Origin of the sequence: Delftia deserti, assembly GCF_042653485.1 — a bacterium.
Classification (GTDB): Bacteria; Pseudomonadota; Gammaproteobacteria; order Burkholderiales; family Burkholderiaceae_C; genus Comamonas; species Comamonas acidovorans.
In genome coordinates, this window is record NZ_JBHSIH010000001.1 from 5,270,311 (window position 1) to 5,284,630 (window position 14,320).

Sequence of the window (14,320 nt, forward strand, 5' to 3'; positions counted from 1 at the left end):
GTGTCAGAGCATGCGGCCCAGATCGGGCAGGGCGCGGGGGCCGAAGAGGCCCGTCAGCCTGTCCAGCCAGCGCGGCGGGCGGCTGCTCCACGCGATGGCATGGCGTTCGCCGCACAGCGTCAGCTTGAGCGGGTGGCCTGCGCGCACGCGCTCCAGCAGGCGGGCGATGAGCCCGGCGTCCAGCGCCTTCCAGGCCTCGCGCCACGCAGCGGGGTTGCCCTGCAGGGCTGCGGCGTGAAGGTCGTCCAGGCATTGCACGGCGGCCTTGGCGCCGGTGGCCGTGCCGGGCTGCAGGCGCCCGGCGCCGTGGACCCAGAAGGCGTTGATGGGCACCTGGCCGCGCGCGGCGCGGGCATCGTTGAAAACATGGGTGTAGAGCAGCATCTGCACCTCGCTTTGCAGGCGGTGCAGGGCGCGCGCCTGCTGCGCATCGGGCAGCCAGGGCCGCACGTCGCGGCCGATGACGCGGTCCATGGAGGCCGTGGCCAGGCCATCGAACAGCGCACCGCGCGCCAGCCAGCGCTGCGGCTGCTGGTACTCCAGCACGATGCCGTCGTCAGCGAACCAGGGCGCCAGCAGGGCCAGCAGCTGGCGTGATTCCTCATCGCTGAGGGGTGTGGTGGCGGGATCGCTCTGGTGGACCTGGTCTGCGCCTATGTGCCAGTGGCAGGGCGTGACATAGGCGCAGGCCTGCGCCGTCTCACCGGCCTGCCAGGCGGCCCAGGCAATCCGGCCCGGTGCATCGGGCAGGCCCAGCGAGCGCGCCAGGGCGCGTTCGTGGGGGGGAGAAAAATCCATCTCCGTGCCGGTCTGTGCGGGCGCGGGCTGCATCAGCGCCAGCAGGGATTGGAGATGGGGCAGCTCCAGTCCGCCCCAGACAGCCGCGACGGCAGCGTCATCCGCTGCATCCGAGGACGGACCGCCGGCATAGGGAATGATCCATTCGGTCGTTTCCCCCAGCGGGGCTTGGGTGGAGGACACCAGGGGCGCGGTCAAAAGCATGGCCGCTATTGTCGGGCATGGGGTGCCGCAGTGCCGGCGCCTTCGTTTTTCCCCTTGGAGCGCGGTTCAGCGCTGGGGCATGTCCCGGGCTGAAGAGACCAGGCTGACCGTGGCGTCCTCGGGGATGGGCGGCATGCCCTGGTCCCAGTCTTCCCAGGCGCTGCGCATGGCGGCCAGACGCTCGGGCGCGCGCGCTGCCTGGTTGGCGCGCTCGCGCTCGTCGGCGGCAAGGTCGAACAGGTAGTCGATGCCGTCCACGCGCAGGTACTTCCAGTCGCCGTCGCGCAGGGCACGTTGGCCGCGATGCTTCATGCGCCAGTGCAGGGTGCGCGGGAATTCGGCATCTTCGGCGCGCAGCACGGGCAGCAGCGAGATGCCGTCCAGCGCATGGCCCTCTGGCGCCTGCACGCCGGCGGCATCCAGCACCGTGGCCGACCAGTCCATGCTCATGCAGTGCTGGGGGCTGCTGCGGCCCGGCGCGATCACGGCCGGCCAGTGCGCGATCCAGGGCACGCGTATGCCGCCCTCGGTCAGGTCCATCTTGCCGCCGACCAGGGGCCAGTTGTCGGAGAAGCGTTCGCCGCCGTTGTCGCTGGTGAAGACGATGAGGGTGTTGTCCAGCTGCCCGTTGGCGCGCAGCGCCTCGACGATCCAGCCTATGCCTTCGTCCATGTGGTGGATCATGCGGCGGTACTGGTGGATGTTGCCGCCGTCCAGGTGGGCAATGCCCGCGCCCAGCGCCTCGGCCGTGCTGCGGTCATCGCGCGTTTCCCAGGGCCAGTGCGGCGCCGTGTAGTGCAGGCTGAGGAAGAAGGGTGCATCGCCTTGGGCCATGCGGTGGACGAAGTCCACGCTGCGCTGCGACAGCAGGTCGGTCAGGTAGCCCTCGTCATGGTGTTCCTCCTCGCCCACCCACAGGTCGTGCTGGCCCGAACTGCTCAGGTGGGTGAAGTAGTCCACGCCGCCCGACATGGGGCCGAAGTATTCCTCGTAGCCCGAGCGCAGCGGGCCGAAGTGCGGCGGGTAGCCCAGGTGCCATTTGCCGATCAGCGCCGTGCGGTAGCCCGCATCCCTGAGCATGGAGGCGACGGTGGGCATGTCCGGCGGCAGGCCCAGCTTCTCGCCCAGCGGCGTGCCGCGTGTCTTGCTGTTGATGGGCTCCTCGGCCGCACCGCGCAGGCGGTACTGGTAGCGCGCCGTGGCCAGGGCAAAGCGCGTGGGAGAGCACACGGGCGAGTTGGCATAGCCCTGGATGAGCCTGAGGCCGCCGGCGGCCAGGCGGTCGAGCACGGGAGACACCGCTCCGAAGTCGGCCGCGCGGCCGCCGTAGCAGCCGAGGTCGGCATAGCCGAGGTCGTCGGCCACGATGAAGAGGATGTTGGGACGGGACATGGAAATGCGTTCTGTGCAGGGGCGTGGGCGGGAAGCGGCGGCGCTCATTCCATCTTCATTCCGGTGGACTGGATCACGGTCCGGTAGCGGTCGGCCAGCGCCTGTATGCGTTCGGCGGCGGCCTGGCCGGTCAGGCCTTCGTAGAACAGGTCGTTGGCGCGCATGCGCTCGCGCAGGGCCGGATCCTTCATGGCCTTTTCCAGCGCGGACTGGATTCTTGCGGCCAGGGGCTCGGGCGTGGCGGCAGGTACCCACAGGGCGAACAGCACTTCCTGCTCCAGATCCTTGTGGCCCAGCTCGCCCACGGTGGGTACGCCGGGCACCAGCGGGTTGCGCTGGCGCGTGGTCACGGCCAGCGGCACGACCTTGCCGGCCGCCACCTGGCCCAGCATGGCCGAGGAGCTGATGATGCCGCCGTCCACCTCGCCGGCCAGCACGGCCGTGCTGGCCGGGGCGTTGCCCTTGTAGGGCACGTGGCTGACCTTGGCGCCCGTGGCATGGGTCAGGATGGCCGAGGCCAGGTGGCCCGGCGTGCCGTAGCCGGCCGAGCCCAGCGTCAGGCCGCTTCTCTTGCCCTGGGCGATGAACTGGTCCAGGGTCCTGAGGCCGGTGCGCGGGTTGACGGCCACCATCATTCCCTGCGAGGCAATCATCATCACGGGACGCAGGTCCGTGCCCTTGAAGGGCATGCTCTTGTAGATGAAGGGATTGACGGTGAAGGTCGTGTCTATGCCGACCAGCAGCGTATAGCCGTCGCCGGGCGCCTTGGCCGCGTTGTCGGTGCCGATGTTGCCGCCCGCGCCGGGCCGGTTGTCCACGACGAAGGGCTGTTTGAGTTCACGCTGCAGCACCTCGCCCAGGCTGCGCGCCAGGATGTCGGCGGCGCCGGCGGGCGCGAAGGCGACGACGATGCGCACGGGTTTGGCGGGCCAGGCCGCGGCATCGGCGGCCGCATCGGCCCGGGCGCCGGCGCCGGAGCCCAGGCCCAGCAGAAGGGCCAGGCCGGCCCGCAGCAGCGGGCTGCGCAAGGCATGGGTGGCATGGGTGGCTTGGAACAGGGAAAACATGGTGGCGAACTTTCTGCGCTGCGGGGGCGCCGGGCTTTGCGAGAATCCCCAGGCCGGCTCCGGACGGTGGCTCCCGTTGTCTCCTTTCCGGACGGGGCCACTGTAGAAGTCCCCGCAGCAATTGATCTAATCAACTGTTCCCCGTGAATACCCGTCCCGCTCCCTCCTCCATCCAGCAGATGCTGCTGTTTCGCATCAACCGCTACTTCGGCGCGGCGGGCGGCGTGGCCATGCGCATGTGCGAGGCGCATTTCGGCATCACGCGCCGCGAGTGGGGCGTGATGGCCACGGTGGCCGCCAACGAGGGCCTGCTGTCGTCGGAGCTGGCCGAACGCGCGCAGCTGGACCGCGCACGCACCTCGCGCGCCCTCAGCGGACTGGAGGAAAAGGGCTGGGTGCAGCGCAGCCCCATGCCCGGCGACCGCCGCCGCGTGGCCGTGTCGCTGACGGCCGAGGGGCGGCGCATGTACGACCTGATCCTGCCGCGCATGGCCCAGATCCATCTGGACCTGGTGTCCGTGCTCAGCGACGAGGAACTCGCACAATTCGATACCTTGCTGGCCAGGCTGCAGCGCCATGCGCTGACGCTGGAGGCGGAGGGCCGCTACGACGCCCTGCCGCGTGTGGACCGCGGACGGCACCGGCGCTGACACGCCGACGGCAAAGCCTGCCGCCATGCAGGGCCTGCGGGCGATGACACAATGCATGCCCATGCAATTTCCCTACGAACTGGCCGTCGGCTGGCGCTACACCCGGGCGGGGCGTGCCACGCGACGCAACGGCTTCATCTCGTTCATCTCCGGCGTCTCCATGCTCGGCATCGCCCTCGGTGTGGCGGCGCTGATCATCGTGCTCAGCGTGATGAACGGCTTCCAGAAGGAAGTGCGCGACCGCATGCTCAGCGTGGTCTCGCACATCGAGATCTTCGCGCCCCAGGGCGCGGCGCTGCCCGATCTGGAGCGCACCATGCGCGAGGCGCGCGCCAACCCTGACGTGCTGGGCGCCGCCCCGTTCGTCGCGGCCCAGGCGCTGCTGGCGCGTGGCGAGGACATGAAGGGCACCCTGGTGCGCGGCATCGATCCGGCGCGCGAGGGCGAGGTCACCGACGTGGCCGCCACCAATGCCGAGGTGCTCAAGCGCCTGGTGCCCGGCGAGTTCAACGTGGTGCTGGGCGTGGAGCTGGCGCGCTCGCTGGGCGTGCGCCAGGGCGACATGGTCACGCTGATCGCCCCGGGCGGCCAGGTCACGCCGGCCGGCGTGGTGCCGCGCCTCAAGCAGATGCATGTGGCCGGCACCTTCGACTCCGGCCACTACGAATACGACTCGGCCCTGGTGATGATGCATTACGAGGACGCGCAGCGCCTGTTCCGCCTGGAAGGGCCGACCGGCATCCGCTTGAAGCTCAAGGACCTGCACGAAGCGCCGCGCGTGGCCATGGAGCTGGCCCACACCATCACCGACCGCCTGCTGATCCGCGACTGGACCCAGCAGAACCGCACCTGGTTCGCGGCCGTGCAGCTGGAAAAACGCATGATGTTCATCATCCTCACGCTCATCGTCGCCGTGGCCGCGTTCAACCTCGTGTCCACGCTGGTGATGACGGTGACCGACAAGCGCGCCGACATCGCCATCCTGCGCACGCTGGGCGCCTCGCCGTCCAGCATCATGGGCATCTTCATGGTGCAGGGCGCAATGGTGGGCGTCATCGGCACCTTCGCGGGCCTGCTGCTGGGCCTGGGCATTGCGTTCAACATCGATGTCATCGTGCCGGCCATCGAGCGCCTGCTGCACGCCAACTTCCTGCCCAAGGACATCTACCTGATCAGCAAGATGCCCAGCGATCCGCAGTACAGCGACATCATGCCCATCGCCGTGATCTCCCTGGTGCTGGCCTTTGTCGCCACCATCTATCCCAGCTGGCGCGCCAGCCGCGTGAACCCCGCCGAGGCGCTGCGCTATGAATGAAGTGAATGTGATGCCCGGTTTCGAAGTGTCCCAGCAGGGCGCCGTGGTCCTGGATGCGCGCGGACTGACCAAGCGCTTTGCCGAAGGACGGCTCAACGTGCAGGTGCTGGCCGGCGTGGACCTTCAGGTGCGCGCGGGCGAGACGCTGGCCATCGTCGGCGCCTCGGGCTCGGGCAAGAGCACGCTGCTGCACCTGCTGGGCGGGCTGGACGCTCCCACCAGCGGCAGCGTCACCCTCAAGGGCGAGCCTCTGCATGAACTCAGCGCCCAGAAGCAGGGCGCGCTGCGCAACCGGCACCTGGGCTTCATCTACCAGTTCCACCATCTGCTGCCCGAATTCAGCGCCCAGGACAACGTGGCCATGCCGCTGCGCATACGCCGCGACGACAGGGCCGAGTGCATGGAGCGCGCCGCACGCATGCTGGCCGCCGTGGGCCTGGGCGAACGCATGCTGCACCGTCCGGCCGAACTGTCGGGGGGCGAGCGCCAGCGCGTGGCCATTGCCCGCGCCCTGGTCACGCAGCCGGCCTGCGTGCTGGCCGACGAGCCCACCGGCAACCTGGACCGCAGCACGGCCGACACCGTGTTCCGCCTGATGCTGGAGCTGGCGCGCAGCCATGGCACGGCCTTCGTCATGGTCACCCACGACGAGCAACTCGCGGCGCGCTGCGACCGCATGGTGCGCCTGGTGCAGGGCCAATTGGCCTGACCGGCAGGCCTGAGTCTGGACTCAGGCCATGCGCAGCAAGGTGCCCGGCAGGCGCTGGGCGCCAACGGGAAGCACGGCCGCTGCCGGGGCCGACTTGATCTGCGGCGCAGCGGGAACGATGGATGCCGGCAGCGGCTTGCGCTGCACCTGTTCCCTGGATGCATCCGCGACGGCCGCGCTCTGCGCCGTCAGGTCGGCCGTCACCTCGCGCAGCCGCGCCGACTGGGCCATGGACGCCTGCACCACATCGCCCATGATGGCCGTGACCTGGTGCGAGGAGTCCACGATCTCCTGCATGGTGCCGCCGGCCTGGCGCACCTGGTTGGCGCCCAGTGCGACCTGCTCCACCGAGGTGTGGATGAGCTGCTTGATCTCCTTGGCCGCAGCGGCGCTGTTCTGTGCCAGCGCCCGCACCTCGCCCGCCACCACGGCAAAGCCCCGGCCCTGCTCGCCTGCACGGGCCGCCTCCACGGCAGCGTTGAGCGCGAGGATGTTGGTCTGGAAGGCGATGCCGTCCATCACGCCGATGATGTCGCTGATCTTGCGCGAGCTGGCGCTGATGGACTCCATGGTGCCCATCACCTCGTGCACCGTGCGCCCGCCCTGCTCGGCCACCAAGCAGGCCTGGCGGGCCAGTTCGTTGGCCTGCCCTGCGTGCTCGGCGCTTTCGCTCAGGCCCTGCATGGCCTCGCCCAAGGTCTGCGCGGCAGTGAAGCGGCGCGTGATGTCGCGGGCGTACTTGACCACCTTGAACGGTCGGCCATCGGCGTCGAGGATGGGGTTGTAGCTGGCCTCGATCCAGACCTGGCGGCCGTGCTTGCCGATACGCAGGTACTGGCCCGCATCGTGCTGGCCGCCGGCCAGCTTGCGCCAGAACTGCGCATATTCGGGGCTGTGGCGCTCATGGGGCTGGACGAACATGCTGTGGTGCCGTCCGACGACCTCGTCCAGCGTGTAGCCCATGGCCTGCAGGAACAGGCGGTTGGCATGCAGGATGTTGCCCTGCAGGTCGAACTCGATGATGGCCTGCACCTTGGAGATGGCGGCCAGCTGGCCTTCGGCGTCGGCGTTGCGGCGCTGCTGCTCGGTGATGTCGGTGGCGTACTTCACCACCTTGAAGGGCCGGCCATGGCGATCGAAGATGGGGTTGTAGCTGGCCTGCAGCCAGACATCGCGCCCGTCCCTGGCAATGCGGCGGTAGCGGCCCGCGTCGTGGATGCCGCTGCCCAGGCGCTGCCAGAACGCGGCGTACTCGGGCGACTCGCTCATCTGGTGGTCCACGAACATGCGGTGGTGCTGGCCGATGACCTCGCCTTCCTCATAGCCCATGGTGTCCAGGAAGTTCTGGTTGGCGGCCAGCACATGGCCCTGCAAATCGAACTCGATCACGGCCTGGGACTTGTGGATGGCTGCCAACTGGCCATCCAGTTCCACCTGGCGGCGTGCGCCACCCAGGTCCAGGATCCGACTCCATGCTGAGCGCTTCATGGGAAATTCCTCTCTCCAAAGAATGCCTGCCGGTGTTGCGAAAGCTCGACGCGAGGGTTAAATGTTTCTTTATGTATTTATATGGACCGCCAAGTGTTTCGGGTATTGATTTTGTCAAACGGAGCCAGCTCGCAATAAGCTCAGGGTTTGCCCTTGTTTTTCGCATTGCCTGTCTCTGGCGGGCCTGGCGCAGGCCGGTGGCATGATGCGGCCATGCCCGCCTGGATAGATACCCATTGCCACCTCGATGCCCCTGAATTCGATGCCGACCGCGATGCCATGCGCGCGCAGGCGACCGAGGCCGGCGTTGCGCATCTGGTGATTCCGGCCGTGGCGCGCGAGCACTGGGACACGGTGGTGGCGCTGGCGCGGCGCCATGGTGACAGCTATGCGCTGGGCATCCATCCGCTGTACACGCCCAACGCCCGCGAGCAGGACATTGCCGCATTGCGCGAGACGCTGGCGCGGCTGCGCGGCGATGCGCAACTGGTGGCCGTGGGCGAGATCGGACTGGACTTCTTCGTGCCCGGGCTGGATGCGGACCGGCAGATCTGGTTCTACGAGCAGCAGATCGCGCTGGCGCGCGAGTTCGACCTGCCCGTCATCCTGCATGTGCGCAAATCCAGCGACCGGCTGCTCAAGACCCTGCGCGCGCGGCCTGTGGCGGGCGGCATTGCCCATGCCTTCAACGGCAGCGTGCAGCAGGCCCAGGCCTTCACCGACCTGGGGTTCAAGCTGGGCTTCGGCGGCGCCGTGACCTATGACCGCGCGCTCAGGCTGCGCGAGCTGGCAGCCGCCCTGCCGCTGGATGCGCTGGTGCTGGAAACCGATGCCCCCGACATTCCGCCGCACTGGCTCTACACCACGGCCGGGCAGCGTGCCCAGGGCCAGGCCCAGGGCCGCAACACGCCGGCCGAGCTGGCACGCATTGCGGACGTGATTGCGCGGTTGCGCGGCATCACGCCCCAGGCCCTGGCCGAGGCCACGGGCCGCAACGCGCGTGCCGCGCTGCGCGGGCTGCCCGCCATGGCCTGAGCCAGGCTTGAGCGGAACCTGAACCTGAGCGGTCTTGCCGCCCGCTGCCAGCAGCCCGGCGGGCGCTGGGCGACAATGCCGGCCATGTCCTTGACCGTTTCCGACCTGCCGCCCCAGGGCGCCCCGCGCTGGCAGGGCCTGGCGCCGGTGGCCGATGCGCGGACCCGGGCCCTGGTGCTGGGCAGCTTTCCGGGCCTGCGATCGCTGCAGCTGCAGCAGTACTATGCCCATCCGCAAAACCAGTTCTGGCCCTTGCTCCAGGCCCTGTGGCCCGGGCATCCGCAGCCCGGCCGCGACGACTATGCGGGCCGCTGCGAATGGCTGCTGGCCCGCGGCCTGGGCCTATGGGATGTGTATGCCAGCTGCGAGCGCGAAGGCAGCCTGGACAGCGCCATACGCGCTGCCGAGGTGAATGATTTCGTGGCGCTGCGCACGCATTGCCCGCAGCTGGCGCTGGCCCTTCACAACGGTGGCGAGAGCTACAAGCACGCAGGCCGCACGCAGGCCCTGGGCCTGGCCGCCGTGAAGCTGCCATCGACCAGCCCGGCCAACGCGAGCTGGCGTTTCGAGCGCAAGGTCCAGGCCTGGCGCGAGGCGCTGGCCCTCCATCAACTGCTCTGAATCTTTCTATTTTTTCGACGTGATACGCAAGACCCGTGGCGCCGCCAAGGCCGCCCCTTCCTCTCCCGCCAACGCCGCAGACGCCGAGCTGCCCGAAGTCAGCGTCTCCGACGATGGCGATGTGCGCCACCTGCACCTGGGCACGCCCTGGATCCAGGGCTCCATGCGCATACGCGAGCCGTTCGAGATCGAGCTCGAATACGTGCAGCGCATGATGGGCTGGCTGCTGTTCATGGAGCCCGCCAGCGTGGCCGGCCGCCATGCCATGCAGTTGGGCCTGGGCGCGGCCGCCATCACCAAGTTCTGCCACAAGAAGCTGCGCATGCGCACCACGGCCATCGAGCTGAACCCGCAGGTGCTGGCCGTGTGCCGCAGCTGGTTCAAGCTGCCGCCCGACAGCGACACGCTGCGCGTGGTGCTGGCCGATGCGGCCCAGGAAATCCGCAAGAGCCAGTGGCTGGGCACGGTCGATGCGCTGGCCGTGGATCTCTACGACCACGATGCGGCCGCGCCCGTGCTGGACAGCGCCGAGTTCTATGCCGACTGCCGCAATCTGCTGACCGAGGACGGCATCATGACCGTCAACCTGTTCGGCCGCACCTCCAGCTACGAGCGCAGCCTGGCGCGCATGGCCGAAGCCTTTGGCGAAGAGGCCATGTGGGCCTTCCGCCCCACGCGCGAGGGCAACACCGTGGTGCTGGCCCAGCGCACGCCGCGCGCGCTCGACCCCGCAGCGCTGCAGGCTGCCAGCGCCCAGGTGCAGGCCCGCTGGGACCTGCCCACCACGCGCTGGCCCAAGATCTTCGTGCGGCCCTGGTAGAGCGGGGCTGGCCGGGCAGGGCGGCCGGCAGGCTTACCATAGGGCGCAGTTCAGCTTCCGGCCCAACGCCATGTCCGATCCGATCTCCACCGCACAGTCCAGATTCGCCGTTGTTGCAAGCAATCCTTCGGGGCCCCTGGACTGGCGCAGACTGGTGCAATGGCTGCTGGCCGATGGCGTGATCACGGCCGAAGAGGCCCAGCGCACCGTGGCGCGCTGCTCGCAGGCCGAGAGCACCCAGCACCCGCTGGTCCGGCTGGCCAATGTGGGCATGGCCCGCGCCAGCGACGGGCGTGCGTTGGACATCGAGGAACTGACCCAGTACCTGGCAACCCGCAGCGGCCTGGCCTACCTGCGCATCGACCCGCTGCGTGTGGATGCGGGCCGCGTCGGCGAGATCATGAGCGCCAGCTATGCCGAGCGCCACAAGGTGCTGCCCGTGCAGGTGTCGCCGCAGGAAGTGGTGGTGGCCACGGCCGAGCCCTTCATCGATGACTGGGTGGCCGAGGTCGAGCGCCAGGCGCGCCGCAAGGTGCGCCGCGTGCTGGCCAGCCCGCTGGACCTCAAGCGCTATACGGGCGAATTCTTCGCCTTGGCCAAGTCGGTGCGCGCTGCCGAGAAGGCCGGCGGTGCGGCCAGCGCGGCCAGCTTCGAGCAACTGGTGGAGCTGGGCAACAGCAGCAAGCAGCTCGATGCCAACGACCAGGGCGTGGTGCGCGTGGTGGACTGGCTGTGGCAATACGCCTTCGACCAGCGCGCCAGCGACATCCACATGGAGCCCCGGCGCGAGCAGGGCGTGATCCGCTTTCGCATCGACGGCGTGCTGCACCCCGTCTACCAGGTGCCCATGGGCGTGCTCAATGCCATGGTCTCGCGCGTGAAGCTGCTGGGGCGCATGGACGTGGTGGAGAAGCGCCGCCCGCAGGATGGCCGCATCAAGACCCGCAACCCGCGCGGTGATGAGGTGGAAATGCGCCTGTCCACGCTGCCCACGGCCTTTGGCGAGAAGCTGGTGATGCGGATCTTCGATCCCGACAACACGGTCAAGGACCTGGATGCACTGGGCTTCACCAGCCATGACGCCCAGCGCTGGAACGAGCTGGTGCGCCGCCCGCACGGCATCATCCTCGTGACCGGGCCCACGGGTTCGGGCAAGACCACCACGCTGTACTCCACGCTCAAGCGCGTGGCCACGGAGGCGGTCAATGTCAGCACCGTGGAGGACCCGATCGAAATGATCGAGCCCAGCTTCAACCAGACCCAGGTGCAGACGCAGCTGGACTTCGGCTTCACCGAGGGACTGCGTTCGCTGATGCGCCAGGACCCGGACATCATCATGGTGGGCGAAATCCGTGACCTGGCCACGGCCGAGATGGCCGTGCAGGCCGCGCTGACCGGCCACCTGGTGTTCTCAACGCTGCACACCAACGATGCGCCCAGCGCCGTGAGCCGGCTGATGGAGCTGGGCGTGCCGCCCTACCTGATCAACGCCACGCTGCTGGGCGTGCTGGCCCAGCGCCTGGTGCGCACGCTGTGCCCGCAATGCAAGCAGCGCGACGAGGAGACTTCGGCCGCCACGCTGGCCGAGGCAGTGCGGCCCTGGAAACTGTCAGGCAGCTACCAGCCCTACAAGCCCGTGGGCTGCGTGGATTGCCGCATGACGGGCTTTCGCGGGCGCATGGGCCTGTACGAGCTACTGACCGTGAGCGAGGCGCTCAAGCAGCAGATCCACACCTCGCCGTCCATGGATGCGCTGCGCCGCCAGGCCGTGCAGGACGGCATGCGTCCGCTGCGCCTGGCCGGGGCCCTGCGCGTGGCCGAAGGCGTGACCACGCTGCAAGAGGTCATGGCCAGCACGCCCCTGCTGGGCTGATTTGCGCATGAAAACGTAAGTGCCTGCTCTTGTGCAGATCGTTGCTGCTCATGGATGGCCTGCTCTTCGCTGGCACCCTTTTTTCTTCATGCGGGTAGGACATGAGGGTATGCCCTTTGTAGGTGGAATCCACATTCGGACACAGTTTTTCTGAACGCAAAATCGCCGGGTCGTGATTCCGTAAGGAGACATTCTCGTGAAAATCAAGAGTCAGAAAGACTTTTTTTCCGGCGTGATGTTTTTGGTTATCGGCCTCGCTTTTGCGATCGGCGCAACCAACTACACCGTCGGCACCGGTGCCCGCATGGGCCCGGGCTACTTCCCGCTGATCCTGGGTGTGCTGATGTCCATTCTGGGCACGGCCATCTGCTTCACAGGCCTGACCAAGGGTCCCTCGGGCGGTGACAAGATCGGCAAGTGGGCGTGGAAACAGGTGTTCTTCATCCTGGCCGCGAACTTTGCCTTCGGCATCCTGCTGGTCGGCGTTCCCAATCTGGGCATTCCCCAGTTCGGTCTGATCGTCGCCATCTACGCGCTGGTGTTCATCGCCAGCCTGGGCGGCCATGGCTTCAACTTCAAGGAAGTGGCAATTCTGTCCACCGTCCTTGCTGTGGGCAGCTATGTGGCCTTCGTGTGGGCACTGAATCTGCAGTTCCCCGTCTGGCCCAGCTTCATCACCGGCTAAGCAGGAGCATCGTCCGTGGAACTTTTTCAGAACCTGGCGACCGGCTTCGGCGTCGCCTTCACTTTCCAGAACCTGATCTACTGCTTCGTCGGCTGTCTGCTCGGTACGCTCATCGGCGTGCTTCCAGGCATCGGCCCCGTGGCAACGATCGCCATGCTGCTGCCGGCGACCTACGCCCTGCCTCCGGTGGCGGCGCTGATCATGCTGGCCGGTATCTACTACGGCGCGCAGTACGGTGGCTCGACCACCGCCATCTTGGTGAACCTGCCTGGTGAGTCCTCGTCCGTGGTGACCGTGATCGACGGCTACCAGATGGCCAGAAAGGGGCGAGCGGGACCCGCTCTTGCTGCCGCAGGCATAGGCTCGTTCTTCGCAGGCTGCGTGGGCACCGTGATCCTGGCCGCCTTCGCGCCTCCGCTGACGGAAGTCGCCTTCAAGTTCGGCCCTGCCGAGTACTTCTCGCTGATGACCCTGGGCCTGATCGGCGCCGTGGTGCTGGCTTCGGGCTCGCTGCTCAAGGCCATTGCGATGATCGTGCTGGGCCTGCTGCTGGGCATGGTCGGCACCGACGTGAACTCCGGTGTGGCCCGCTACAGCTTCGACATTCCCGAACTGACCGACGGTATCGACTTCGTCGTGATCGCCATGGGTGTGTTCGGCTATGGCGAAATCATTGCCAACCTGTCCAAGCCTGAAGACGAGCGCGAAGTGTTCGCCGCCAAGGTCACGGGCCTGATGCCCACCGCCGAAGACTTCAAGCGCATGCTGCCTGCCATGCTGCGCGGCACGGCCCTGGGTTCTGCCCTGGGCATCCTGCCCGGTGGCGGTGCCATGCTGTCGGCCTTTGCTGCCTACACGATCGAGAAGAAGACCAAGCTCAAGCCGGGCGAAGTTCCCTTCGGTCAAGGCAACATCCGTGGCGTGTGCGCTCCCGAGTCGGCCAACAACGCCGGTTCGCAGACCTCCTTCATCCCGCTGCTGACGCTGGGCATTCCGCCCAACGCCGTGATGGCACTGATGGTGGGCGCGATGACCATCCACAACATCCAGCCGGGCCCGCAGGTGATGACCAGCAACCCCGAGCTGTTCTGGGGACTGATCGCCTCGATGTGGATCGGCAACCTGATGCTGATCATCCTGAACCTGCCGCTGATCGGCGTCTGGATCAAGCTGCTGACCGTGCCCTACCGCTGGCTGTTCCCGTCCATCGTGCTGTTCTGCGCGATCGGCGTGTACGGTACCAACAACAACACCTGGGACGTGTGGATGGTGGGTATCTTCGGCTTCGTGGGCTATGTGTTCCACAAGCTGGGCACCGAGCCGGCTCCCTTGCTGCTGGGCTTCATCCTGGGCCCGATGATGGAAGAGAACCTGCGCCGTGCGCTGCTGCTGTCGCGTGGCGACTGGAGCGTGTTCGTGACCCGTCCGATCTCGGCCGGCCTGCTGCTCGCCGCCGTGGTGCTGCTGGTGGTGGTGCTGATGCCTGCAGTGAAGAACAAGCGCGAAGAAGCATTCGTAGAGGATTGATCGCCTCAGCGTTGCAACCATGTTGCTTGACGGCCCCTCGGGGCCGTTTTTTTTTGGTCAACAAGCGATCCTGGTGGAAAGCTGTCGATCCCGGATGCCTGGGAGCCGACGCGCCCGTGACTGCACAATAGCGCGC

General features: G+C 67.7%; 13 protein-coding genes. 9 read left to right on the forward strand and 4 right to left on the reverse strand.

Annotated features, from left to right (window positions below):
• Positions 1–3: 3 nt before the first annotated feature.
• From ACFPFG_RS24985 to ACFPFG_RS24995, 3 genes are all read right to left on the reverse strand, one after another.
• The gene (locus tag ACFPFG_RS24985) at positions 4–1,002 is read right to left on the reverse strand and encodes a phosphoglycerate mutase (protein ID WP_380108710.1); all 999 of its coding nucleotides are present in this window, start codon (positions 1,000–1,002) and stop codon (positions 4–6) included.
• 66 nt (positions 1,003–1,068) lie between these two features.
• The gene (locus ACFPFG_RS24990) at positions 1,069–2,394 is read right to left on the reverse strand and encodes a sulfatase family protein (protein WP_380108711.1); all 1,326 of its coding nucleotides are present in this window, start codon (positions 2,392–2,394) and stop codon (positions 1,069–1,071) included.
• A gap of 44 nt (positions 2,395–2,438) precedes the next feature.
• A complete protein-coding gene (locus tag ACFPFG_RS24995; RefSeq protein WP_197955285.1) occupies positions 2,439–3,461 on the reverse strand; it encodes a tripartite tricarboxylate transporter substrate binding protein in 1,023 nt (340 codons plus the stop codon).
• A gap of 179 nt (positions 3,462–3,640) precedes the next feature.
• On the opposite strand from ACFPFG_RS24995, the gene ACFPFG_RS25000 reads away from it, so the two are divergent.
• The 3 genes from ACFPFG_RS25000 to lolD all read left to right on the forward strand — a co-directional run bounded on the left by ACFPFG_RS25000 (position 3,641) and on the right by lolD (position 6,135).
• Complete coding sequence (locus tag ACFPFG_RS25000; protein ID WP_380110335.1) at positions 3,641–4,111, forward strand: MarR family winged helix-turn-helix transcriptional regulator; 471 nt, start codon at positions 3,641–3,643, stop codon at positions 4,109–4,111.
• A 61-nt stretch (positions 4,112–4,172) separates the two neighbouring features.
• Positions 4,173–5,426, forward strand: coding sequence for a lipoprotein-releasing ABC transporter permease subunit (locus ACFPFG_RS25005; protein WP_026062761.1), 1,254 nt, complete (start codon positions 4,173–4,175; stop codon positions 5,424–5,426).
• The gene (gene lolD / locus ACFPFG_RS25010) at positions 5,419–6,135 is read left to right on the forward strand and encodes a lipoprotein-releasing ABC transporter ATP-binding protein LolD (RefSeq protein ID WP_013800885.1); all 717 of its coding nucleotides are present in this window, start codon (positions 5,419–5,421) and stop codon (positions 6,133–6,135) included. Before ACFPFG_RS25005 ends, lolD begins: the two co-directional genes overlap by 8 nt.
• A gap of 21 nt (positions 6,136–6,156) precedes the next feature.
• On the opposite strand, the gene ACFPFG_RS25015 is transcribed toward lolD, so the two are convergent.
• Positions 6,157–7,623: a methyl-accepting chemotaxis protein gene (locus ACFPFG_RS25015; RefSeq protein WP_380108714.1), complete on the reverse strand. Its 1,467-nt coding sequence runs from the start codon at positions 7,621–7,623 to the stop codon at positions 6,157–6,159.
• Between the two features lie 213 nt (positions 7,624–7,836).
• Here ACFPFG_RS25015 and ACFPFG_RS25020 point away from each other — a divergent pair, with 213 nt between their 5' ends.
• From ACFPFG_RS25020 to ACFPFG_RS25045, 6 genes are all read left to right on the forward strand, one after another.
• Positions 7,837–8,658 carry a TatD family hydrolase gene (locus ACFPFG_RS25020; RefSeq protein WP_183019971.1) on the forward strand — a complete coding sequence of 274 codons (822 nt, stop codon included), beginning with the start codon at positions 7,837–7,839 and terminating at the stop codon, positions 8,656–8,658.
• 75 nt (positions 8,659–8,733) lie between these two features.
• The gene (locus ACFPFG_RS25025; RefSeq protein ID WP_183019970.1) at positions 8,734–9,279 is read left to right on the forward strand and encodes a DNA-deoxyinosine glycosylase; all 546 of its coding nucleotides are present in this window, start codon (positions 8,734–8,736) and stop codon (positions 9,277–9,279) included.
• Between the two features lie 19 nt (positions 9,280–9,298).
• Positions 9,299–10,099: a class I SAM-dependent methyltransferase gene (locus tag ACFPFG_RS25030; RefSeq protein ID WP_016445733.1), complete on the forward strand. Its 801-nt coding sequence runs from the start codon at positions 9,299–9,301 to the stop codon at positions 10,097–10,099.
• Between the two features lie 70 nt (positions 10,100–10,169).
• Positions 10,170–11,972, forward strand: a complete 1,803-nt coding sequence (tfpB, locus tag ACFPFG_RS25035; protein WP_312372713.1) for a type IV pilus assembly ATPase TfpB — start codon at positions 10,170–10,172, stop codon at positions 11,970–11,972.
• A gap of 196 nt (positions 11,973–12,168) precedes the next feature.
• The gene (locus ACFPFG_RS25040) at positions 12,169–12,657 is read left to right on the forward strand and encodes a tripartite tricarboxylate transporter TctB family protein (protein WP_183019968.1); all 489 of its coding nucleotides are present in this window, start codon (positions 12,169–12,171) and stop codon (positions 12,655–12,657) included.
• Between the two features lie 15 nt (positions 12,658–12,672).
• Positions 12,673–14,184 (forward strand): tripartite tricarboxylate transporter permease, encoded by a 1,512-nt coding sequence (locus ACFPFG_RS25045; protein WP_183019967.1) that lies wholly within the window; start codon positions 12,673–12,675, stop codon positions 14,182–14,184.
• The last annotated feature ends 136 nt before the right edge of the window (positions 14,185–14,320 follow it).

What these genes read in the sequence shown, in the direction of transcription:
- ACFPFG_RS24985 (WP_380108710.1), bottom strand. Translation starts at nt 1,002, where the DNA reads ATGCTTTTGACCGCGCCCCTGGTGTCCTCCACCCAAGCCCCGCTGGGG.
- ACFPFG_RS25020 (WP_183019971.1), top strand. Translation starts at nt 7,837, where the DNA reads ATGCCCGCCTGGATAGATACCCATTGCCACCTCGATGCCCCTGAATTC.
- ACFPFG_RS25000 (WP_380110335.1), top strand. Translation starts at nt 3,641, where the DNA reads ATGCTGCTGTTTCGCATCAACCGCTACTTCGGCGCGGCGGGCGGCGTG.
- ACFPFG_RS25005 (WP_026062761.1), top strand. Translation starts at nt 4,173, where the DNA reads ATGCAATTTCCCTACGAACTGGCCGTCGGCTGGCGCTACACCCGGGCG.
- ACFPFG_RS24995 (WP_197955285.1), bottom strand. Translation starts at nt 3,461, where the DNA reads ATGTTTTCCCTGTTCCAAGCCACCCATGCCACCCATGCCTTGCGCAGC.
- lolD (WP_013800885.1), top strand. Translation starts at nt 5,419, where the DNA reads ATGAATGAAGTGAATGTGATGCCCGGTTTCGAAGTGTCCCAGCAGGGC.
- ACFPFG_RS25015 (WP_380108714.1), bottom strand. Translation starts at nt 7,623, where the DNA reads ATGAAGCGCTCAGCATGGAGTCGGATCCTGGACCTGGGTGGCGCACGC.
- tfpB (WP_312372713.1), top strand. Translation starts at nt 10,170, where the DNA reads ATGTCCGATCCGATCTCCACCGCACAGTCCAGATTCGCCGTTGTTGCA.
- ACFPFG_RS24990 (WP_380108711.1), bottom strand. Translation starts at nt 2,394, where the DNA reads ATGTCCCGTCCCAACATCCTCTTCATCGTGGCCGACGACCTCGGCTAT.
- ACFPFG_RS25025 (WP_183019970.1), top strand. Translation starts at nt 8,734, where the DNA reads ATGCCGGCCATGTCCTTGACCGTTTCCGACCTGCCGCCCCAGGGCGCC.